Origin of the sequence: Scytonema hofmannii PCC 7110 (assembly GCF_000346485.2) — a bacterium.
Taxonomy (GTDB): domain Bacteria; phylum Cyanobacteriota; class Cyanobacteriia; order Cyanobacteriales; family Nostocaceae; genus Scytonema; species Scytonema hofmannii.
Window position 1 is genome coordinate 9,662,356 of record NZ_KQ976354.1, and the last position, 22,023, is coordinate 9,684,378.

Consider the following 22,023-nt stretch of genomic DNA (forward strand, 5'->3'; position numbering starts at 1 on the left):
TTCAATTATGACATTACTCTTGCGGAGAATTGTCTTGTGTGGGTTTATCTAGTTCTTGTCTATAGTTTTGTATAGCTTCAAGCATTTGCTCAAACTGTGGGTCATCTTTAAAAACTCCAGCCATTGCTAACCAGGGTTTTTTCTGCTCAGCAGAGGGCAATTTTATAGATAAAGAAACAATTTCTGCGCCAGCTAAATGGGTTTCTAGACGTTGCTGAAGTTGGGCTAATGCTGTTGTGCGATCGCTTGCTTTTACTTGTAATTCAGGCAACCCTGGAACAATAGCAACTGTTCTGCCATCAGCTTCTTGCTTGACAATAACATTTACCAAAACTTCGTTACTATCTTGGCTAGGTTGTAATGTTGCAGAGGAAAAAGAATTCATAATAATTTTTTGGTTTTGTTCCGTTTAATTGTAGGATGCTAATGCTATCCCCATTATAGGGTGGGCATTACCTTCATTTGCGCGATAGAACTCCGTTCCGCTAGCGCGATCGCACTCCTTGGGTATCTTTTAGAGAGAGTATCGCTTTTGGTCGTTAGTGGGGGATTTGTATTGTAGATGTTTCAGATATTAGAAGCTAAAATAGGGCAAAATTCAATTCCCGCTAAAATCAAAGCTAGGTAGAAAAGTAAAAATGACTATCACTCTAAATTTACCACCAGAGTTAGAAAGCGAACTTAGTAGTGTTGTAGATTGTAATTTCATCAAGTTAATTGATAAATTGTTCAAGTTATTTTTACATAATGCCTAAGTCCCTTAGTGTTATGCCAGCTAGCTCCTTTGTCCTGGTTGTTTTTGAACGAAGCCCCTTCAATATTAGCGCCATCGAAAATTGCCTCATTCAAGTCGCTTTCAGAAATGCTTACTGCACAAAGATTAGCTGCTCGAAAACTGGCGCTAGATAAATTCGACTTGATAAACTCCGACCTAGTTAGGTTAGCTTTGTCAAAGCAAGCTGTGCGTAAATCAACCATGTAGAACTGTGCCTTCACTAAGTTCGCACCCCGGAAGTCAGCCCCAAGCGCACAAGTCCGATCAAAATTAGCTCCCGATAAATCAGTGTTGATGAATTTACAACGAAGAAAAACTGTGTTCTGTGCGGGTACGTCGGAAAGATCCAAATTGCTGAAATCGAAGTCCTCTATACTGTAAAGACTTAGGTCCGCAGCTTGTCCTTGTGTTCCCCCGGAATTGATATATTGGATATGTTCCTCAAGAATTTGCTGGAGAGCATCGTGACTTAGTGGTTCGGGAATCTGCTGATTCATAGCTTTACTTTAAAAACGAACATTAATTGTAATAATATGCTTAAGTTCATCTACTGTGGCGTTTTGCTCTAGGTACTGCCACAGAGCATTATAATGATTTTCATTTAGATAGGTAGCATCCAATATCACTTTGACAGGTTCTAGTTTGCCAGTATTTTTATTGGGAAATTGTTTGCGAAGCTGATTCACAATAGAGTCACCAGATTGCTGGGGGTTGAAGCTGAATCGCGCCCCAGTTGAGGGGGAGGGCGGGGCTTTTACATCATATGGTATGCCGTTAGCATCGTAAAACTTAATTTCAGCTGGTCCTCGCTCAATGGGTTTTTTAATCTTCCCTTGAGCTTCTGTCTCTAGACCCGCCATCGCCTCTCTTAAACCTTTATTTTTAATCTTACCACCCTCTGCTGGATCTGCACAAAGACTATCGAAGCGTGGATCGCTACTGTAATGTGCCGGAACATCTGCTTTGCTGTTAATAATACGGAACTTGTCAGCTTGATTTCCTGCTTTGCCCATTAGTGTTGTTAGATCATTAGTTCCGTAACTATCTACAAGTTTTTTGACCTGTTTGTTTATTTTAGAGGAAAATGCTAGTGCGATCGCATTTGGGGAATGGTTGCCTGTATTTTCTTATACTTCAACCTGAGCGTTCGCATCCTCTGGCGACACATCCCCATAAATAACAGACATAATCCCCGGCAAGTATTGATCCATCATCGTCACGTTGGCGTAAACTAAGGGTTTGATGAGTGCAAAACTGAGTCTATCGCCTTGAACATCTATACTAGTTTTGTAGCGAATTTCCCCGTCGGCAAAGTCTAGTTCAAAGTTGCCGATCACCATGCCAGAATTTGCTCTAGTCAAGAATTCTGCCACCGCTAGCCGTTTGTCTTCTGGTACATTAACGGAGCAAACTGAGTAAAAGATAAATTGCTGCTGTTCAATTCTGGTGCTGGCGTAGCATGTCCATTTGCCATTTTCGCCTTGAAAAACTATTTGTAAAACTGGTTGTCCTTCAATCTGGACGAAAAACCAATCGTCTGCTTTGAAGAAATTAACCATTTCTTCAAAAATCGCTTCACCTGTCGAAGATGTTTTGAGTTTTGCTTCTATTTGCTGAGTCATTTCATCTAGATTAATATCAGCTAATTCTGTTAAGAAATGACTTATTCCTTCGAGCATTTTGTCACTGGCTTTTTTGGTTCTTGCAGAGAGATTAGCTTCAGTCCAGTCTTTGAAAAAATTGACAATTCCCTGAGAAATTTCTTCGCCAGAAGTGCTTGCTTGAGCAAGATTTGCGGGACTAATATAAGACCAAAGTGTGCGATAGCCGATTTCGCCTGACTCTTGTTGCTGGGTGACAGATAAAGCTAACCAGCTTTCGGTGGAGAGTAATGGATTGTCGGGTTGTTGTTGGTTTAAGTTTAGGAGGTAGGTTGTGGCTTCATGATTGTTGGTAGCGTGTTCTTGCAGGTGGGGGAGTAAATCGGGTTTGAGAGTGGTTTCGATTTGGATGTCTTGTTCTGGGAGGAATTCTCCAGCAGAAAGGGAATTACGTACATCAGGTTTGAGGTTGAATAATTCTTCTTTGTCGATGCGATCGTATAGTTTTGGATCGACTTGGAAGGTAAGGCGACACTCAATGATTATGTCGTCTTGTTTTGTTAGGTTTAGGGTAAGTCTGGAAATTTTTAGAAGCGATTGGGAGGAATCATGTAAGATTAGTTCGCTTTTAAGTTGATGATTTTCTGTTGTTGCAATCATGATGAACTCTCCCTGGTTTTATGAATTTTCATCATTAAATCGTTGAAAGTCTGATGCATCAAAGTCTGGAAAAAGCTGTGGCATAATTTCTCTAAAGTTTCTCTCTTCAACTGATATGGGTACATAAGGATTAAAATATTCTGGTTGAGCAATAGCTTTATGCCAATACCAAAAACCCCGTGATTTAAGTAACAGTTGAAGATAACCTTCAAAATCTACACCTAATGGACTCATTTCTTCACCAAGGTAATGATAATAGACTTGTGGATTATTGGAACCATCTAAATAAAGTGCTGCACAAGCTTCATCAACGAAAAAGTCTAGAGGATGTAAAGGTTTGAAAGAGTCATCTTCATCAAAATAAATAATATCTTTCCAATCTTGAAATACTTCCTCAACAGGTAATAAATTAATATATCCAGCAGCTAACCCCCCATCAGCAATTTCTTTTTGTTCCTTTTTTTCCCACTCGATTGTGATACCATTTGCCTGACTATAAAAATCAATCATTGCTGTTGTGAGGTTGAAGTTTTTTTGAGCTTCCTTTAATTTATTTTTTGTTGCTGGTGGATTAAATTTACATTTAACTACATTAATCGCCGAATTATTTTGAATAGAGTCTGCCATTAAATGGAACTGTTGGACAATGTTTTGTCTTTTCATGGCTCTTCTTTTCTTGGTTTGCTCAAATACAAATATTAGATGTGCAAATTAGATGCGTTTTAGTTTAATTGCCATCTTAGTCTATATCCATTGAATTTGACGACGTTGATGCATTTGAGACTATGGACGATTGACGTTGCTTTTTGCGGCTTTCTTCTTCTGTTTCATCTCGTTCCCTTTTTGTCGAAGATGATGGTTGGTCTATATGCATAGGTGATGCAGGTGCGGTAGATGGTGAGGCGGGTGCTGTTGGGGCTGCTGTTGATGTAGATGGTCCTGCGGAGGAGGATGATGCTGAGGAGCTGTACATATTTCGTAATTTTTCAATTCTTCTATCCCCAAAATTTGGAAATTCTTTCGAGTCTTTAAGATCATGCTCATAAACTTTGCCGCCATTTTTTGTAGCAGAATCTGTAATCTTCTTGGCTATCTCTTTGTTCATATGTAGGTTCTTCGGATCTCTGTTATTATAGTCTTTCATTAGATTGTCGGCTGAAATAGTTCCAATATTGATAGATGGTTTATCTTGCTGATCCAACGAATCATCATTGGGAAGCTCATGAGGTAACTCTGGTGGATAATTAGGAATTCTACCTGTCTTCGGGCTATTGTTTATTTGCCAATCATCTTGATTGGCTCCGCTTCTGCCCTTCTTTTTCTGCATCTGGTTGATTTCAAACTTAATTTTAGTAGCTAAGTATTCTTCAGCAGGTATATGCGTTCTCTTACCATGCCCACCATATTCTACGGTAACTTTATAACTTAGAACTTTCTTCTGTTTTAACACTAGATCTTTTACATATGTTTCAACTTTTTTTTCCATTTCTTTAGTGTTAAAGGAGTTTGTAATTGTTGTCAAATTTCTATAATCATTCCCTGGTCCATGTACGTGGTGATTAAGAAGATGACCTCGTACATATACCTGCCCACCCCTGTTTCGCTCTGTTACTTGTTTCACAAGCTCTGAATCTGTACTACCGCCAGTAGGTTGACTACCCACAGTATCCCCTGGTTTTATACTTAGAGGCTCGGCTACCATTTCTTCACCATCCACACTCTTAACTTTAGTAGTTTTATTCTGTGTTAGCGGAATCATCTGCTCTTTCTGTTTTGGGAAGCTAACTTTGGTTTGTGGCAAATCTTTATCTTTCTTTCCAACATCTTGATAGAAGTCTTTCAGTTTATTTGTTATCTTTTGTAGTAAGTCATTAATCTCTTTGCCAGTATTCTCAGTATAAGATTTAGGTAAATTTGGATTTTTATTCTCTGATCTGCTTTGAGTGTTAGCTTTGATTGCATCGACCTGGGCAGCCAAATTTTTCATCTCTTCAAGCAGAGCCTTTTTTGAGTCTGTATCACGGGTATACTTATTAGCTTTATTATTAGTTTTATTTTTTTCATGCTTTGGATCTTCAAGTCTCTTGAGAAATTCGTTTAATAGTTGTGGCTGAGAAGAAGCGACCATCAATTTTGCAGACTTATCTTTGCCTTGGAAGAAAAGAGTATGGGTCTCGTTTTCTTCATCTTTAAACTGCTTTTTGGTTTTCCACCATTCTACAATTTTATCCGTTATACTGGTTGCTTTTTCCTTGTTGTCCTTACCATTTTCATCTCTAGTCCTTTGGTCAGACTTACCGCCCTTATCTTGCCCAGCACGGGGCTTCTCATCAGGTTTATTGTCCTTACCTTTATTCTGCTTACCGCTTTTATCTTTGTCAGCACTGGTTTTCTCATCAGGTTTATTGTTCTTACCTTTGTTCTTATTAACTTTATTAGCAGCCTTAACACCTAGGTCAATTACCCCATCGATCGCCTTTTCAATCGGTCGTTGCAACTTCTGAATAATTGCCTGAACTTTCTCGGCAATACCGCCCAAGCCCAACAAACTTGCTAAAAATCCGATGACCACAGGTACTGCCTTAGCTAAGGCACCCTCAACCATTTTCACTGCTTGGTCGATCGCTCCCTTAGCGATCGCTTCTACAGAATCCAGAATTGCGTTAATCAAATCTGTAATCTGCTTGGCACGCTCAATGAAAAACTTGATAATTTCATAAATCGCCTTACACGCTTTCAGGAATGCTGAAGCCGGGTTCATCAGACCGATAATCCACTCTATCCCTGCCTTAATGACGCTTTCAATGACAAAGTTTTGAATGGGGTCAAGCACCATTGCCTTGAGGTCGCCAATTTTATCCTTGACTAGCTCCCACAGCCCAGCCACGCCTTGGGTAGACAAGATTTTGAAGATATCAAAGCCTGTATCTGCAAGAGCGGAGTTTTCTTGGTTGCCGTTATCAGCAGTTGTTTGGGAAGACACGGGAGAATTTTGAGCAGTATTCTGTGTCGCATCGCGCCCTTGCCCTGCTTGTGTTGTTTGTGGTGTTTGCCCTGCTTGTGGTGTTTGTGTTGCTTGTCCTCCTTTTGTTTCCCCTTTCCCTTGCTTGCCTTGCTTTGTGGCATCAGCGGGTTGCGATCGCTCTCCAGTTCCCCCTTCTAATCGTTCCGTTGCTCGTGCCTGAATCGTCTCAGCCGTTAGCCCCAGCACCTGCGTCACTAAGCTAAAAATACCTGGAGGGTCAAAGGCTTTTGGCATCTCAATTCCTGTTCCTGCCAGAGTACCAGTCAGCCAGGAAATCAGCCCTTCCTTGAGATGCTGGGCAATATTCTTGACAAAATTCTCAAAGCCTTGTTTGATGGCTTTAACCAGATTTTTGAAGAAACCAATCGGATCTTTGAGGATTTGCGGGATGACTTTTGCGACTCGTGCTAAAACTTGTAGCAGCAGTTTACCAAGTTCAATAATCGTTTTAATCGTGTTTACGATAAACTCGATCGCTTTTTGGATCAGCCCCTTATTTTGCTCCTTCATCTCCTTGATGCGATCGTCAATCTCTTTCAGGTTCTCCTGATACTTCTGCGATAGGGTATTAATTAGCTCATCTTCCTTATCGCTGACAGTTTGCTGCAAATCTTCAAACTTGCTTTCAATGTCTGCGGCTGCTTCCTGACCTACTTCTTGCAAGTCTTCAGGCAATTTATCGAGATAGTTCTGAATTTCCTGCTTACCGTTGGCAATTTCCGCTTTTGCTTGAGTTAGCCCTTGACTGATAATAGTGACAACCTTATCGATGACACCATTCATCTTTTGGATGTAAAGATCCCGCCCTTCTTCGTAAAAAGCATTCACCTCCGAAGGCATCCCGAACAATTTGTCTCCTATCCAAAGCAACCAGCCAAAAGCACCACCATAACGCTTGTCTTTATATTTCTTCATTCGCTGGTCAACGTAATCCTCGAATGCCTTCTTAGCGTCAGCCGCACCAGCATCAAACTCTTGCTCAACTTGGGTATCTAGGTCGCTAAGAGTTTTTTCAACTTTTGCTTTGGTATCTTCATAAATCTTATTAATATCAGTAGCGACCTTCGTCCGTGCCTCTTCGTCTTTGCCCTTAGTTCCCGCTTGCTTATCTGCAACTTCACCAAACTGTTGGACGCGGGTATCGTGCATACCCTGCATCTGTTCTTGTGCCGTAGCTACGGCAGCACCTTCAGCTTTGGATATTAAACCTTGCTCATCTTCTCGGTATTTTGGCGGTGCTTCTTGGGCGTTGGTTTGAGCCTCACCTTTTGATTGAAGCGTTGCTTGGAACTCTGGCTCGTTGGATTTTGCTAACTGCTCTTCGGTAACATCTGCATCAGCCATCTGCTTGTCGAGCTTTTTGCTGTCTTCTTGCAGTGGTGCTTCGACTTCGCTCTCCCCTTTAGACTTGGGTGCTGCGTTCTGGGCATTTATATCCGTTGGGGCTTCTCCCGGTTCAGTGGGTGGCAGTGGTTCTACAGTTTTCGGCTCAATGCCACTGGTGTCAGGCGTTTCCTTTGTTTTTTCGTCTAGGGGACCTTGAGAGTTTTTCTGTTCTTCATTTACTTTGTCACCCAACTCTTCTTTTACCGAGTCGAGTTTGTTGTCATTCTTAAATTCGTCAGCCTCTTCCAGGGTTTTGGGAGCCATATCAGCAATTCGCTCCATCAGCTTGGCTTTGAAGGCTGCTGCATCAAATTCTGGAGTCTCAGTTTGCTGCATCTCGCCAACTTGATTGGCTTGTGCCTTACTATCCACTTCATTTGTGGGGGGTTCAGCAGCAGCTTGAGCTTCTTCGGCTTTTTCCTCGGCGGGTTGGTGTTCCTGTTGTTCCTTGGCGACTGTTTGGGCGTTGCTGGTTACTGCTTGGAATGCTGGGTCTTCTTGAGGGGAAGCGGGAGCTTTCTGTTCGCCAGTTATTGGGGAGGTTCCCGCTTCTGCCATAACTGGAGCTGTTGTTGCACCTGCGTCGTTTCCACTTTCTCCTTGGGAAGCTGATGCGGCACCACCACCTGCTGTACTTGCCGGAGAAGGTTGCCCTTGACCTTGTGCAGTGTCGCCTGCTGGCGGAATTGGTTGCGTCGGTTCCTGTTTATTATCTGGCTTAGTTTGTTCTTGTTCCTTGGGACTTTGCTTGTTATCTGGCTCAGTTGTTTCTGGAGAATTTAGCTCTTTGCACTGTATTATCGGTTCAGGTTGAGAAGATGATGGGGTGACAAGAGGTTTTGTCTGTACCTTGTTTTCTTTTTTAGAGATAGATTTAGTAGAAACTGATTTAGCCTGAACTGCACTACCATTTTGCTGAACAACGTGAGTCAACTCATGGGCAAGTAACTTCTGACCTGATTGACTACTAGGGTCATACGCACCTTGCCGGAAGAAAACATTCTGTCCTGTGGTGAAAGCGCGAGCCTGGATAGATTTATTGAGTTGGTCTGATTGGGTATTAGTGTGTATTTTGACACCGCTAAAGTCAGATCCAAACTGTTGCTCCAGTGGTTGCCGAGTCTTTTCGGGGATGGGCTGTCCGCTACCCTGCGCTTGTTGGATTGAACCCTCCAAGTCTTGAGTCCCCGCCATATTAGCTTCAGCAGACTGATGCTGATTGGCTGACTTCATTTGGACACGTGTTTTTTGGCGATCGCCTTTAGTTTTCTGAGACGATTTTTTCGCAAGTTTGTCTTGCTGTTGTTTCTCAGGCTGCTGCTGTTGCTGAGTCGCGTCAATTTTCGGCTTCTGCTGGGTAAGTTTATCTTTCTTATCTCCTACAGTTTTGTTCTGCGACTTCTTAGCGGCGGACTGAGGCTGTTTCTGAGCAAGCTTGTGTTCCTCATCTTCTTGAGGCATTTCCTGACGCTGAAGCGTGCTGATTTCTGGTTTTTTCTGAACTTGTTCGGGCATATCCTCTGGCTGAATAGCCCCACTTTCAGGCGATCGTTCAACAGCAGGTGTATTCATCCGCTGTACTACTTGGTCTGCAACCCGATCCGCCTCTTGCTCATACTTATCCCCTGCGGGGTTAATGGTCAGCTTTGCTTGAATTGGTGGCTTGGTTTGAGCAGTTTTATCTTCCTCCTCATCTTCTTTGGGAGGCATTTCTTGGCGTTGAAGCGTGCTAATTTCCGGTTTGGTTTGAGCAGTTTTATCTTCCTCCTCATCTTCTTTGGGGGGCATTTGTTTCTGTTGAGATGTGGCGGTTTCCGGCTTAGTTTGAACTGGTTGGTCGTCCTTTTCTTCTTCTGGTGATTCTTGAGGTTGAGGTGTGGCGGTTTCGGACTTGGTTTGAACTGGTTGCTTGTCCTTTTCTTCTTCTGGTGATTCTTGGCGTTGAAGTGTGGCGATTTCCGGCTTAGTTTGAACTGGTTGCTCGTCCTTTTCTTCTTCTGGTGATTCTTGGCGTTGAAGCGTGGCGGTTTTCGGCTTAATTTGAGTCGGACTAGCAGATGTTTTCCCGCCCATTTCTCGCGCCAATTGCAACACTTGATTTACGTAGGGATTTCCATACTGCTGTTGCAATTGAAGTAATAATTGCCTGTTAGAAGATTGCTGATTAGCTGGGGCGCGATTGAGGACAGCCGCATGGGCGCTGGGATTGGGAGCATTGCCCATCCGCGAAATTTGCTGCACTAGTGGATCGCGCTGTGTATGTGACGACACACTTTTTTCCGCCGCAGTTTGCTGTGGATCTAACTTGGTATTAACGTTTTTATCCAGCTTCGGCGTGTGCATATCTGTACCTCAGACAATCCTAATTGGACTGGTGTATCTTGTGGAAATATTGTTTTGATTTCTATCAGCAACTTTGTTGCAATTTTGTGCGTCCTCCCCAGGAGATTTTCAAATATCTAAAGGGGGATTATTTAATTGAATGGTACTGTTTTACTTTTTGGTTGAATTATTTAATATTTCGCTAATTGCTTGAATTACTCTTTAAACTTTATTATGTTTATTTTTATCTAGTTCTTCTTTTGCATCCTTGCTAGTAGATAATTGTTTTTCTGGCTGATTTGTTTCATCTTTATCTTCTTTTGATGACACTGTTTGCTGCTCATCTTCTAGCGCTTTTTGCAATATTGCATCATCTTGATTTTCTTGCTGTGTCAATTGCAATTTATCTAGCTCTTCTTTCGCATCCTTGTTAGTAGAGAGTTGTTTATCTGGCTGATTTGTTTTTTCATCTTTATCTTGTTTTGATGGCACTGTTTGTCGCTCGTTCTCTAGTTCTTTTTGTGATATTGCATCACCCTGTTTTTCTTGCTGTGCCAATTGCAACACTTTTTTGACATAACTATTTCCATACTGCTGTTGCAACTGAAGTAGAAATTGCTTATTAGAAGATTGCTGATTAGCTGGAGTGCGATTCAGAATAGCTGCGTGAGCAGTGGGATTGGGAACATTAGCCATCTGCGAGATATGCTCCATGAGTGGCTCTTTTGGGTGGGCTTCTGGTGTAACTGGCGACACCTTTTTTTTGTCCACCTTCTTTTTTGGCGACAGGAGTGACATGATCTTGGCTTTTTTATCTCGTTTGGGTACGTACATTTCTACCTCTATATCTCTAATTGTTTTTTCAAGTTTCTGAAATCCGGAATCTATTACCATTTCCACGCTGGATTGTACCTGCTTCAACGAGTTGTGCCAGTTCAGTTTCCAACTCAGACCGTGCTACTCCCAATTCTCGCATTAATCCTGTAATGGTCATACCATCAGCACTATTTCTAATTAATTCTAAAGCTCTATCTCTGAGGGACGAGGACGCTGGTGGTTTATTTGCCTCCACAGCTACAGAACCAGCAATCACCCAGTAAGTAACTTGGACTTTTTGCTCTTTGTCAGCAAAGTTAGCATCAAAACCATGAATTTCAAAGGTTTTGTTATAAGGTAGTGGTACATAAGCTACATACATACGTGGTAGCTGAATATTAGAGCCAAAGACAAAGTGTACACCCGATCGTCCCTGAGTTTGCCCCAAAGGTGGACGGGTAATCGGAGGAATATCCGCAGGTAAAATGGGAGCAAGCATGACTGAAAAAGGTTGTCCTTCTTGCAATTCTGGTACTGTAACGCTGACAGGAACTAAACTGCCTTTGGGTAATGCTTCATCTGTTTCAAACGCAAGTTCTTGTGTCCCTGTCAAAATTGTTGATGCAGTACCTCCTGTGGCTGAAATGACTAGTTCATTAGACTTTTGCCCTGGAACGAGATTTATATTTTCTCCTGGTGTCAAAATCAGATTTCCGTTGACGTCAGGACCGATTTGATTTATTTGCAAATTATGAACATGATCTGCACGAGCAAATTGTGTAGAAGTTCCTGGATTTGATCTTGGTTGGATACTGGTTGCAGTCTCTCCTGGAACAGGAAGTTTTACTGAAGAAGCAATTTTTAAATCAAATGATTGTTTATCCTGAGTTTTAGCAATACTAATACTGTTATCTGATGAAGTGAAAGTTTTTGTATTAATTTTGCTAGCAGTTACAACATCATCTGCTAAGTTATGGGTATGATCTGCACGAGCAAATTGTGGAGAACTTCCAGGAAGTGATATTTGCTGGACGCTGCCTACAGTATCTCCTGGAGTGAGATTTGTTGTATTGATTTTACTTAGGAGGTCATACAGCATAGTATTGCTGTAGACAATTTGGCGATACTTCGCAGTTTCTTGTTCATCAAGTGTTGGTGGTGCATTATCCGTTGGAATATTCACCACAGCAAGTAGTACTTTAGTATCTTGATTGGGTTCAGAATAAATGCGTAGATAGTCGTTATAGTATTGCTGAACTATATCTTGAACAGGAAATGATACCGTTTCAGAGGAGTCTGCAATCAGTGTTAAATCTACAGTTTTGACTGCTTCACTTTGCCGATCTACAGAAACGGTAATTGCTGGTGAAGTTTGTGTTTCAAAACCACTTACTGAAGCTTTAATTTGATAAGTTCCATTAGGAACTATCAGCGTGTAATTCCCTGTTGCATCAGTAAATGTAACTGCTTTGACGATTTGAGTTTGCGGTTCTATTGCTTCAACTTTTACACCTAAAATAAATTCGGAATCGGTATCAGTTTCTACAAAAATTTTACCTTTAATTTGTGCAGATGGCACTTCTGCACTAGCAGAAATAGTGTAAGTTTCTTTAACCCGTGCGTAACCATTTTCTGCCTGAGAAACACGTTCTGTGGGCTGTTCTTTATATTGGATATAAATGTAGTTTTTCCCTCTTGAAGCGACTTCCAAGGTTTCAGTTATATTCTGGCTAACAATAATTTCTCTTCCAAAAGAATCTAAGGCTACGCCTTGGGAAATTTGAACTCTTAACAAAATTTTATCTTGTTGACTATCCTTTTCAATTGTTAAGTTTTTATCAACTTCTAAGCCGCTGACTATACCCTTACCTAGAACGAGGCGATTGAGGAGATTGTTTTTTTGAATTCCATATTGCTGTTCGAGTTCAAAATCACGAACAGTCAGCAATTTTCCATAAAAATAACTGTTGCGTTCAAAAGAAATTAACGAGCTATTTTTGTCTTCCATTCCATTATTAGCAGCCATAAGTGTAAACTCCAGTTTGATTTTATATAATTTTAATTAGCTTAGTTTGGTGTCTAAACCTAATCTCGATCGCCTTTCTATTTGTCCAAATTCTTCAGTATCATTTAAAATATTTTCATGTGAAATAGCAAATCCTATATCCAAGGTTAAAGAAGGTTCAAAGATACAGCTATTGAATCCCAAGTAAGACTCGTTATCTAAAGCTATCCAAGGTTGTAATACTTTTATAGAAGCTTCTGTATGAGCAGGTTTATCCGCATCAATGAGACGCTGAATGGTTTGTAATTCTAGTTTGTTATCAATTTGAAAAGGATTGAGTAAAACCCAAAAACGAAAGGGTTCGTTGTCGTTAAAGTAATTTTTTTTTAGATTCTGTAGAATTTCAGATGTTTCATTATTTGTGCTATTGTTTTCAAGTTGAAAATATTCATAAATCAAGGGACGATCGCCCGTGAGTAACTCAACCGTCGCTGCAATTCCTTCTCTTGTCCCCCGCAGCTTATAAAGTTGTGGTGCTTTTTTAATCAAGTTGCGTAATTGCTCTTTTGTCCAATTGTCATCAATAGCGATCGCAAGCCACGTAGATAGCCAAGGTAAAAATTCCTCACTCACAACGTCCGCGTCAAAGTAGCGAAAAATGTAGTCTATCTGTCCTTCTAAATTTCCTAAGAAAGTTTCAAAGAGCGAGAGAAAACGTTCAAGAAAATCGCGGCTGTTTTCGTCCTCTTGATAAATCGCTGGTAAGTAGCGTAGATAGGACAGTCGCGGAAAATCGACTCGAATACTTTTTAAAAGCGGTGTTTCATATTCAGTACCAATGAGTTCTACTTTTAAATGTAGATATCGCCCTTGAGGTCTGGGAATCTCTTTATCGCCTCGAATTAAGGCATCTTCAGGATTAATCAAAGGTTCAAAATAGTCTCCTGAGTGCCACTGATTGTCTGTAATTGAGTAATAAACTTTAATTTGTGTGTTATGTGGAATCTCCCGTTCTAAAATCAGCTTGTGCCATTGTTGACCGGGGATAGTACTATCAAAAACTGTTTCAAAGGAACCCGAAGGTAATTCTTGCTGCTTCTGTCGTAGAAATTGCTGCTTGCGCCGCAAAATGTTGACTGCTTTTTTTTCAGAATTGAAAATAAAAAGTCTGTCAGTACGGTTGTAAGTCATTTTGCTGACAGCGCCCCGGTAAGCAAAAACGGGTTCTACAGTTCCTCCCGATGGGGGACAGCGAAAAATGAATCTGTCTTCTTCTTCACCTTGAGGAAGCGATCGCTTATCGCCTACGTATACATTTCCCTGGCTGTCAACAGCTAGTCCTGAAGGTTCAATTTCTTCTGGAACCAACACCTGCTCGCGCAGGCTGCGAAAATTAATCCAGGTACTCGTATAGTTTGCATCAAATCTTACCACTTTTTCATAATTTTTTACACTATCAAGGACATAGACAGTGCCATTTTTAGCAAGAGCGATCGCAGTTGGTTTAACAATGTTACCTCTGGCAAATCTTGTTGTTTCTATGCGTTGTCCTGAGGGAGCATATTTAGCAACAGCCTGTCCACCACGATCCAAAAGAGCATACAATGTCCCATCTTTCGTATCAGCTGCTAAATCGATAACCTTCACACCTTCTGGAAGCGATACTACCCATCTAATCTGCCAGTTAAACCGGGAAAAGGCATAAATGCGAGATTGAATTGTGTTCCCTGCAACCTGAGATTCATCTGCTACGTAAATTGTGGAATCACTAAAGGCAATATTCGTAGGCAAATCTAATAAAGCTTCTAAAGATGCGACGGGCTGTAAGTAATTTTGTACTGCATCAAAAAGCCAAATACGCTGCTGTTTTGTATCTAGCAAATATAGTTGTCCAAAGTCATCAACTGCCAAATCAACAGTTTCCAAATTGCTGAAAGATTGCTGGCTGAGAATCTGTTGTTCAAATACAAATTGATAACCAGTTTTTAGTCGCACCCCCTCGTCGTAAATTTGCAAATTATCCGGTTTGTATTTTTGCCAATCGGCTTTTGTATTCAGCACCAAAAATTGAAATTCTTTTGCTTCCATAGTCTTTTGGGCAAAGCTTAATCAGGTAAATTAGCACTAACAGGGTTTTTACGCCGTCAGTCATTTTTTGTCACTCAACCTCTATATTGTACCTGCGATGAAATCACTATCTTCAACACCTTGAGATTCGACAGGATTCGCTAATTCTATTAGCTCGTTAACCAAAGAGCTAATTACAGCAACTGCCCCTCCGCCAGCAGCTATAACTTGACTGATTCTAGAAAATACACTAATTAACTTTGCAAAAATGCCAATGAATGTATCAAATCTTTTTAATTCATTAATGACTGCTTGTAAATCGGTTATTGTTTTCTCTAAAACTTTTGCAGCTTCGCCTTTTTTAAGATCGGTAGCTATTTCCTCAATTGCCTGATTTGCAGCTTTATTCGCTTCATTTAAAAGCTTTACCTCCTCGTTAAAAATAAATGCGTTTTGATTGTTATTTATTAAGCCTTCATCAAACAAATCTATTCTTTGTTTTGTAGATACTTTCACTAAATCGATGATGACTTTTGTCAATTTCAGCAAGTCCTTTTTAGTTAAAAATTCATTAGCCATTGGTAAATCTCCTAAATTCAAAGAGTTCTGTTTTTCTGCAAATATTTTACTGTTTGAGAGTATTCACTCAAAATTTCTTGAGCTTTTATCATCTCACTTTCAGTTAAATCCAATTTACTAGACTGATTGTTTTTTTCTAAATCATTTTCTCTTTCTACTAAAACACTTTGGCATAATTGCTTTATTTCTTCCGAACTAATAGCATCTTTTCCTGTACCTTTAAAAACATCTTTGAGCCGAGAATGAGCTTTTGCAGTTGCTAGAAGTATATCAATATAGTCTTGAGCATTATCTTTTTTATCTTGAACTATTTTCATTGCTTTTTGGTAATCTTTTTGGACTTCTAAAGCAACAGTAATCTGTGACTCATTAAATTCTCTAGTAATCTGTGACTCATTAAATTCTCTTAGCGGTGCAAAATAGGTTTGATAATAGTTATTAATCTGTGTTTCTTCTATCTCAAGAATTCCCTCAAGATAACCGTCTTGAGCTATACTGATTAACCCGCCATTTTGTTGCTGATTATCTTTAAAAGTGGAATTTCCTGTAATGTAACTTTGTAAAGAATCATCAGCACATAATATTGCTTTTTTAAGGGCTTTTCCTCTTTTTTCTTTAGATAAAGTATTGACGAAAATCTGAAAAACATTTATTCCAGCTTGTATAGTAGTTTTAGGAAGTGTAGAACTTCCAACCTTTAAATTTATAAGTGCTGTTTGAAGGTCACTGATATTCTCATCAAAAGAAACAGTTTTTCCACTGGCAACTTGACCTAGTTCTGTCATGTAATTAAGTAACACACTATTAGCAATTTTCACTCTATTGCGATTGGGTTTATTTTGAGAGTTACATTCTTGTAATGTATTCTCACGCGTTTCTATACCATTAGAAGCAGTTAAAATAATATAGTTACCTCTTCTTAAACAAGACTCATAAATATCCTGTGCTAGAAGATCGGAAGAATTTTTAATGGCAACTTGATGATTTTTAACAAAATTTTCAACAGATTTAAAATCCCGACCACAACTGTTTAATAGAATTGTCACCGGGATGAACAAAACAAATAACTTTAAAACCTTGTGGAAATTGTCTTTCATGATAGTTGTCAATCTTAAAAAATATAGAAATGGAAAGAATACGAGCAAATTGCTTACATACTGAACTCAAGAATTATCAAACAACGTATAAAAAGGCATAAAAAAGAGAATGCACATAACGTTTATTTTGTAAAGTGTGTAATTCCTAAAATTATTGTTTTTCATAATAAATTTCGTGTTTTTTTGAATAAATTAAACTGTATGTAGAAATGTGGATATTACCATGTCGATCTAAATTTGCCTCCGTATCTTTATCTACATTTTGAAAAGACAACTCTAAACTTTTTACACAATCTACACCCCTCGTAAAATCTGCAATAGCTTTATAAATTTCTGATTTATAGACTGTGCGTCCAAACTGCCAACCTTTGCCATTAAATCCTCCATGCAAGGGATGTAAAAATCGCTCAATCAGAGATTGATTGACTTGTTGACAAACTTCATTTGGGTCAAATCCCGAACGAATTCGCAATAAAGCCTTCACTTTAATTTCAACATAACTTGGAGGAAGAACTTCCAATTTGGTAGTAATTAACCTGTGTGGTTCTAAATGCTGGTAAACATTTTGCAAAAAGCCTAAACTTGGTTTTGCGGGTATCAGAGTCTCGCTATAAGGTACAACAACTACTTTTATCAAATTTTTGGCTTCCGTCGCTGGTGGGGCGATCGCTTTAACTCTAGCTATGCGAAGTCCAGGAGTTGAAAGAGCTAATAACTCGAAATCTTCAGAAGTCACAGCTTGATTTATTTGCTTCAAGTTTTTTCTAGCACGTAGCTTTGCTTTTTCTAGTGTTTCTAACGGCGCACCCCCAGAGGCAGTTTCTTGGTTTTCTACTGTTAATTTTGTAGAATATATAAATTCTGTGTTTACTGAAGTAGAAACAGGATTCAAAATTTGATTAATTTTTTTAGCTTCAACATTACCTTTTTCTCCATCACTTGTTTGGCAAGAAACTACACAGATACTATACTCATCATCATAATCTAAAACCTGAGGAATATCGCCATTAATACTATCACCAAAATAAATTTCACCCTTTTCAGCATCTAATACATAATGTGGATCTTCTGGACTAGAAGCATCAAAATCCTTAACTTGAGTCCACTCCCTCCAAAGGTAATCTTTCTGAATTTGCTCTTTAACTTGAATTTTAAAACTTTCTGAAACGACTACAAATTGTTTGAGTGAGAAACTTTGACCAGGCAATCCATTGCTTTTACCAATAAAGCGTTGTTCATCGAATTCTTCTAAATAAGATATGAGTCTGATATTGTTCTTCCCTTTCGGTGGAATTTTCCGCCGAAAAGTCACTGTTATTGTTCCTGTGACAGAATTTTTCTCTAACCGATAATTTTGCCAATCTTTCCAGTATCCATATTGCATCTCATATTCATAAGATAAGACAACGCCTAACCAGAAAATTGGCTGTAAAAGTTCTAAGCGTGAGTTAAAAAATAATAACGTCAGCGTTAAAGGAAATTGTTTGACTTGAATGATGTTCTCACCTATTAGCGCCAGATAGGAAGCTGTAAATGATTGAATGCGTTGATGATAGCTAGAGTGAATTGTTACTTCGCTCAATGTGTGTTTTTCAGTAACTGAAATAGTATTTAATAAGATGTTATTTATCTTGGGTGGTAGTTCATACCCAGCTTCCTTAACAATTGCTCGCAACCAGAAAAGTTGTTCTGTAAAAGGGAAAATATTACGCACAGACAAATCTTGTGGTGCTGTAAACCACAGCCGACCACTCTGGGATAAATTCAGAGTTTCATCACGATTTACATCAAGTTTTTTCCAGAGGCGATCGCTACCCCAATATTCCCAAGCAAGAGTAGCTGAGGGAATAACTTTTACGAGTTCTTCTCCATATTTACCTTGCTTAACAGCATAACCTTCAAAGAGGTTAAAAGTTAGGGCAATGGATTTATCTATAGGAAAAGGTTGACCATATATACGCCTGCGATTATCTTCATTAACGACAATCAAATAAATTTCATCTGTAGTATCTTCATTAAAGGTGAGCTTCACCTTATTGTTAAGTTCATCAAGTTCTAAAGTGAGCCGTTGCTCGCCATTATTAATAATAATTTGTTTTCCATCATCATTTTTATAAATAGCGTCATTATCTATATTTCTAACCCAACTAAATCCAAGATACAGGTCTAAAAACTGCTTGAGTCTTTCGCTATGTGTGTTCCACCCTATACTAGGAAAATTATTCCAGTCGAATATATATAATTTGAAACCAAGATAAAGACAACTACCAGCTTCAGCATTTTCACCAAAAGCAAAAAACGAAAGCCCTTGCCGATCAATTGCTTCCTTATTGTCCTTCCGCCCTGATTTAGAAGAACTAATCGCCTTTTGTAGACTATCTGGAACTACTAGTAAGGAAGCATTAGTCTCAAATATGACCTGTTCGTTAGTAGTTAGCTTTGTCCCTTGAGGAACCAAAATCGGTGCAAGTTCCTGGCGATCGATAAAGGAAAATTTCACATCAGTTGTAGCTGAGGCAATATCTTTGGGTTGAATGCCAACAAGTTTCAGGAATTTAAGAAAACTCTCATCCCTAACCTGGTCTAGATAGTAACGCTGGAGTTCGGTCAGCCAAGCAAACAATTCGAGAAAAGTAATACCGGGGTCATGAGTATTATGATCCGTCCATTCAGGTGCATAACGAGGAATTAATTTCCGTGCATCCTCCATCAGCTGGGCAAAAGTTTTGTCATCTAATCGGGGTGAAGGTAGTGTCATTTTTACTGCTTCCTAACTGTTTGTTCAACTTTAAAAACGGTTTCTTACAAATGATTTTTTGTCTAGAAACCTGTTTTTTTTGTCTTAATTGATGTTGGCTTTGACATCAATTTGATGTTTGCCGTTACAAACTAATGCAAATGCGTAGGAAATCCTGTTGTTAGGGACAGGACGATCGGGCATCACTTGCCAAACACGGTTAGTGTCTGTATCTCTAACAGTCATAGATAAAGAATCAACACGATCTAAGTCAGGGATGGAACCCAACAAAGTATAAAAATCAGACAAGCAAGGTAGACGTTCAAATTCCCAACCTCGACCAAAGTCACCGCCAGTTAACGGATGCAGAAACGCATTGAGCTTTTGCATTGCCATCTGCTCTACAAAAGGTACTGCATCAAATTCACCAACAAACAGCGTTGCTTGAATGCTAATCTCAAGGTAAATCGGACCACAAACATGAAGATGTTTGGGTGAAGTAACAACATTTGCAGCGTGGTTCCGTAAGTATTTCTCCACTGTTTGTCTTAGCTGTAATGATGGTTGCGGTTGTACTTTGCTGCTCCTAGGGATAACAATCACCGTCACCCAACCGACTTGACTCTTTTTTTCATCATTAAAATTAGGCAAGCATTTGACTCGTGCAATGCTGCGATAAGCTTGACTTATCAAGCGTTCAAAATCTTCTTTTGTGACGGCGCGGTTGCGATGTTTCAAAATTTGTGAACCACGCTCTAGAGCCTTTTCTAATAATTCGGTATCCGAACCACCTTCAGCAGCTTCTGGGTTAGTAACGCTATTTATATAAGCAATAGAACTTGTTAGGCTATTGATTTCAAAGCTGTCAACATTACCTCGTTCTCCACCACCAAATTGATAATTAGCTATAATATTATTAGATCCTATCGGTGGGATTGCTCCTTCTGTACCGTTGCCAAACTTAATCTCCCCAAAAGTCCGGTCAATTTCATAATGTCGATCGACAGCAGTGGATTCCAACAGCTCTTCCTGTGGCTGCCATTTAATCCAAAACCCTATGGTATTGCCTTCATTATCCTTAACTTCGTTAACAAAAGGCTTACCCAACAGTTCTCTTCGTTCATCCGCAGACAAAGTACTCAACTCATTTACCCAAATTTCTTCTGCAATGACAGGAGATTTAAATAACTTGAAAGTTTGTTCGGCTTTGCCATCGCTAGAACCAAGAATTTCATTGTTAATACTCTGCGTTTGAGAAGCCCATGTTGTATTTAAATAAATTCCTTTGATTTTAGGAGTAGGAGCAAAGCCCTTTAACTGGGTATCTTTAGCAGTTACTTTCTCCAGTGATTGGAATTTATCGTTGATATCGATAGCTCGAATCCAATAAAGTGATTTACCAAAGTGTAGAATCTGAGCAAAATCTTGCACTCCTAAAAACTCAACTATTCCACTTTGAGTCAGGTTGTTGGTTCCATCTCCAACATCTAGCCTAGCCCACTCACCCTTACCGTTTTGTCGTCTGTAATATTCCCAATTTATGCGGGGCATATTTACCTGAATATAAGCCTGTATTTCTAGCGAAAAGAAAATACTAATTAGACCTTTTAGAGGAGGCGCATCGAAGCCTAAATAAAGAGCTTGATGCTCATCATCACTTAGAGGCTGGAAGGGCTGGAAATCTATACTAGTTTTACTTTCTTCAGTTTTATCCTCATATTGTAAATTATTAAAAATGAGACAATGGTCTAAAGTAACTGCGGGAGCCGCTGGATCGGGAGATACTCCTGTGGTTGTTTCACCTTCTGTCAAGGGTGTAGATATTACTTTAATATCTTTGATTGTTGGTAAATTTCTTTCTGGTAATTCATTAACAGTAATACAACGAATCCAGCGGCTTTTAATACCATTAATTTCTATCTCCTGAATTTCATCATTATTTTTTTTATCTAAAATGAGATTGCCAGATTCAAAGGTACAACTATCAAATTCATACCACTCTAAGGGTTTATTTTCTTGACCTCCCCAGTATTCCCATTGAACTAAATTAGAATTAGAATCTAAAAGTTCTATTTGCGAACCTGTTATTTCTAGTGTTATCCGAACACTAGCTGTAATATTAAATATCTCTTGATGTCCTAAATATAAGATATGTTCCTGTTTATTACTGCCTGTAAATAGTTCAAAAATTAAAACTTTTTCTACTAAAGTATCTGTATAATACTTAGCACTAAGTTTGTTTTTAATAGTAACTTTTTTATCGAAAACTTCACCTACTTCTGCATACTCAAAACTCGATAATGTATGAGTTTCTCCAATTTTGAGTATATCTCCTACCTTTAACTCTGTTGTCCGATCTAAAAATAAGTTTGTATCTTTCTGCTGTGCATCCCGGACTAACCTAGCAGAGAAAGGAGTTCGTTTCTCGACTGCTAAAAAATCTGGAGGTGCGAGGAAAATATCATCCTCTTTGTTATTGACACTATAGAGATCAACTAGCTTAGCTGGAGTAGCTACAATATTCCTTTCAGTCTCAAAAACGATGGGGTCACCTCCTCCTCTTGATTGAGCAGTCATTTGAGTCTTAGCCGGAATTAAGACTGTTGTTCTCACACCATCACTCAGCTTAAAGGTTACAGGTGCGCGAGACTGTGCAGCTGGTAATAGTTTGACACCAAGCATATCCAGGAAAGCAATGAAATTTTTCTCAGGTACTAAGTTGAATTGGTGAAGTGTACCTGTAAACATATGAGCAAAAATTTTAAGTAGCGCCGAACCCGAATCTTTATCATCAGAGACTATCCATTCTGGAGTGTAAAAAGGTATTAACTTCCGAATTTCTTGGAGAATCGTTTCAAAATTTCTATTGTCAATTTTTGGTGATGCTGGCATTTTCTTACCTATGAGAGTTACTTTTTCTCTGTGACCTCAGCGCCTCTGCGGTTCAAAAATA

The 22,023-nt window shown here is 39.3% G+C and carries 13 protein-coding genes; all 13 read right to left on the reverse strand.

The window, feature by feature from the left end:
- Positions 1–13 precede the first annotated feature (13 nt).
- Positions 14–385: a hypothetical protein gene (locus WA1_RS40695; RefSeq protein ID WP_017742776.1), complete on the reverse strand. Its 372-nt coding sequence runs from the start codon at positions 383–385 to the stop codon at positions 14–16.
- A 344-nt stretch (positions 386–729) separates the two neighbouring features.
- The gene (locus tag WA1_RS40700; protein WP_017742777.1) at positions 730–1,272 is read right to left on the reverse strand and encodes a pentapeptide repeat-containing protein; all 543 of its coding nucleotides are present in this window, start codon (positions 1,270–1,272) and stop codon (positions 730–732) included.
- Positions 1,273–1,281: 9 nt separating this feature from the next.
- Entirely contained in the window at positions 1,282–1,788 is a 507-nt protein-coding gene (locus WA1_RS40705) for a hypothetical protein (protein ID WP_017742778.1), read from the reverse strand.
- Between the two features lie 114 nt (positions 1,789–1,902).
- Positions 1,903–3,036, reverse strand: a complete 1,134-nt coding sequence (locus WA1_RS60800) for a type III secretion system chaperone family protein (RefSeq protein WP_017742779.1) — start codon at positions 3,034–3,036, stop codon at positions 1,903–1,905.
- Positions 3,037–3,054: 18 nt separating this feature from the next.
- Positions 3,055–3,699 carry an SMI1/KNR4 family protein gene (locus WA1_RS40715; protein ID WP_017742780.1) on the reverse strand — a complete coding sequence of 215 codons (645 nt, stop codon included), beginning with the start codon at positions 3,697–3,699 and terminating at the stop codon, positions 3,055–3,057.
- A 76-nt stretch (positions 3,700–3,775) separates the two neighbouring features.
- The gene (locus WA1_RS40720) at positions 3,776–9,790 is read right to left on the reverse strand and encodes an eCIS core domain-containing protein (RefSeq protein ID WP_017742781.1); all 6,015 of its coding nucleotides are present in this window, start codon (positions 9,788–9,790) and stop codon (positions 3,776–3,778) included.
- Positions 9,791–9,991: 201 nt separating this feature from the next.
- The gene (locus WA1_RS40725; RefSeq protein ID WP_017742782.1) at positions 9,992–10,663 is read right to left on the reverse strand and encodes a hypothetical protein; all 672 of its coding nucleotides are present in this window, start codon (positions 10,661–10,663) and stop codon (positions 9,992–9,994) included.
- Positions 10,632–12,611, reverse strand: a complete 1,980-nt coding sequence (locus WA1_RS40730) for a carboxypeptidase-like regulatory domain-containing protein (protein ID WP_017742783.1) — start codon at positions 12,609–12,611, stop codon at positions 10,632–10,634. The genes WA1_RS40725 and WA1_RS40730 overlap by 32 nt, the downstream gene beginning before the upstream one ends.
- 36 nt (positions 12,612–12,647) lie before the next feature.
- On the reverse strand, positions 12,648–14,678 hold the full coding sequence (locus tag WA1_RS40735) for a phage tail protein (RefSeq protein ID WP_017742784.1): 2,031 nt from the start codon (positions 14,676–14,678) through the stop codon (positions 12,648–12,650).
- Positions 14,679–14,759: 81 nt separating this feature from the next.
- Positions 14,760–15,236: a hypothetical protein gene (locus WA1_RS40740; RefSeq protein ID WP_017742785.1), complete on the reverse strand. Its 477-nt coding sequence runs from the start codon at positions 15,234–15,236 to the stop codon at positions 14,760–14,762.
- A gap of 17 nt (positions 15,237–15,253) precedes the next feature.
- The gene (locus WA1_RS40745) at positions 15,254–16,333 is read right to left on the reverse strand and encodes a hypothetical protein (protein WP_017742786.1); all 1,080 of its coding nucleotides are present in this window, start codon (positions 16,331–16,333) and stop codon (positions 15,254–15,256) included.
- A gap of 151 nt (positions 16,334–16,484) precedes the next feature.
- Positions 16,485–19,091 (reverse strand): putative baseplate assembly protein, encoded by a 2,607-nt coding sequence (locus WA1_RS40750; protein ID WP_017742787.1) that lies wholly within the window; start codon positions 19,089–19,091, stop codon positions 16,485–16,487.
- 84 nt (positions 19,092–19,175) lie between these two features.
- Entirely contained in the window at positions 19,176–21,962 is a 2,787-nt protein-coding gene (locus WA1_RS40755; protein WP_017742788.1) for a baseplate J/gp47 family protein, read from the reverse strand.
- Positions 21,963–22,023 lie beyond the last annotated feature (61 nt).

What these genes read in the sequence shown, in the direction of transcription:
- WA1_RS40695 (WP_017742776.1), bottom strand. Translation starts at nt 385, where the DNA reads ATGAATTCTTTTTCCTCTGCAACATTACAACCTAGCCAAGATAGTAAC.
- WA1_RS40700 (WP_017742777.1), bottom strand. Translation starts at nt 1,272, where the DNA reads ATGAATCAGCAGATTCCCGAACCACTAAGTCACGATGCTCTCCAGCAA.
- WA1_RS40705 (WP_017742778.1), bottom strand. Translation starts at nt 1,788, where the DNA reads ATGGGCAAAGCAGGAAATCAAGCTGACAAGTTCCGTATTATTAACAGC.
- WA1_RS60800 (WP_017742779.1), bottom strand. Translation starts at nt 3,036, where the DNA reads ATGATTGCAACAACAGAAAATCATCAACTTAAAAGCGAACTAATCTTA.
- WA1_RS40715 (WP_017742780.1), bottom strand. Translation starts at nt 3,699, where the DNA reads ATGAAAAGACAAAACATTGTCCAACAGTTCCATTTAATGGCAGACTCT.
- WA1_RS40720 (WP_017742781.1), bottom strand. Translation starts at nt 9,790, where the DNA reads ATGCACACGCCGAAGCTGGATAAAAACGTTAATACCAAGTTAGATCCA.
- WA1_RS40725 (WP_017742782.1), bottom strand. Translation starts at nt 10,663, where the DNA reads ATGGTAATAGATTCCGGATTTCAGAAACTTGAAAAAACAATTAGAGAT.
- WA1_RS40730 (WP_017742783.1), bottom strand. Translation starts at nt 12,611, where the DNA reads ATGGCTGCTAATAATGGAATGGAAGACAAAAATAGCTCGTTAATTTCT.
- WA1_RS40735 (WP_017742784.1), bottom strand. Translation starts at nt 14,678, where the DNA reads ATGGAAGCAAAAGAATTTCAATTTTTGGTGCTGAATACAAAAGCCGAT.
- WA1_RS40740 (WP_017742785.1), bottom strand. Translation starts at nt 15,236, where the DNA reads ATGGCTAATGAATTTTTAACTAAAAAGGACTTGCTGAAATTGACAAAA.
- WA1_RS40745 (WP_017742786.1), bottom strand. Translation starts at nt 16,333, where the DNA reads ATGAAAGACAATTTCCACAAGGTTTTAAAGTTATTTGTTTTGTTCATC.
- WA1_RS40750 (WP_017742787.1), bottom strand. Translation starts at nt 19,091, where the DNA reads ATGACACTACCTTCACCCCGATTAGATGACAAAACTTTTGCCCAGCTG.
- WA1_RS40755 (WP_017742788.1), bottom strand. Translation starts at nt 21,962, where the DNA reads ATGCCAGCATCACCAAAAATTGACAATAGAAATTTTGAAACGATTCTC.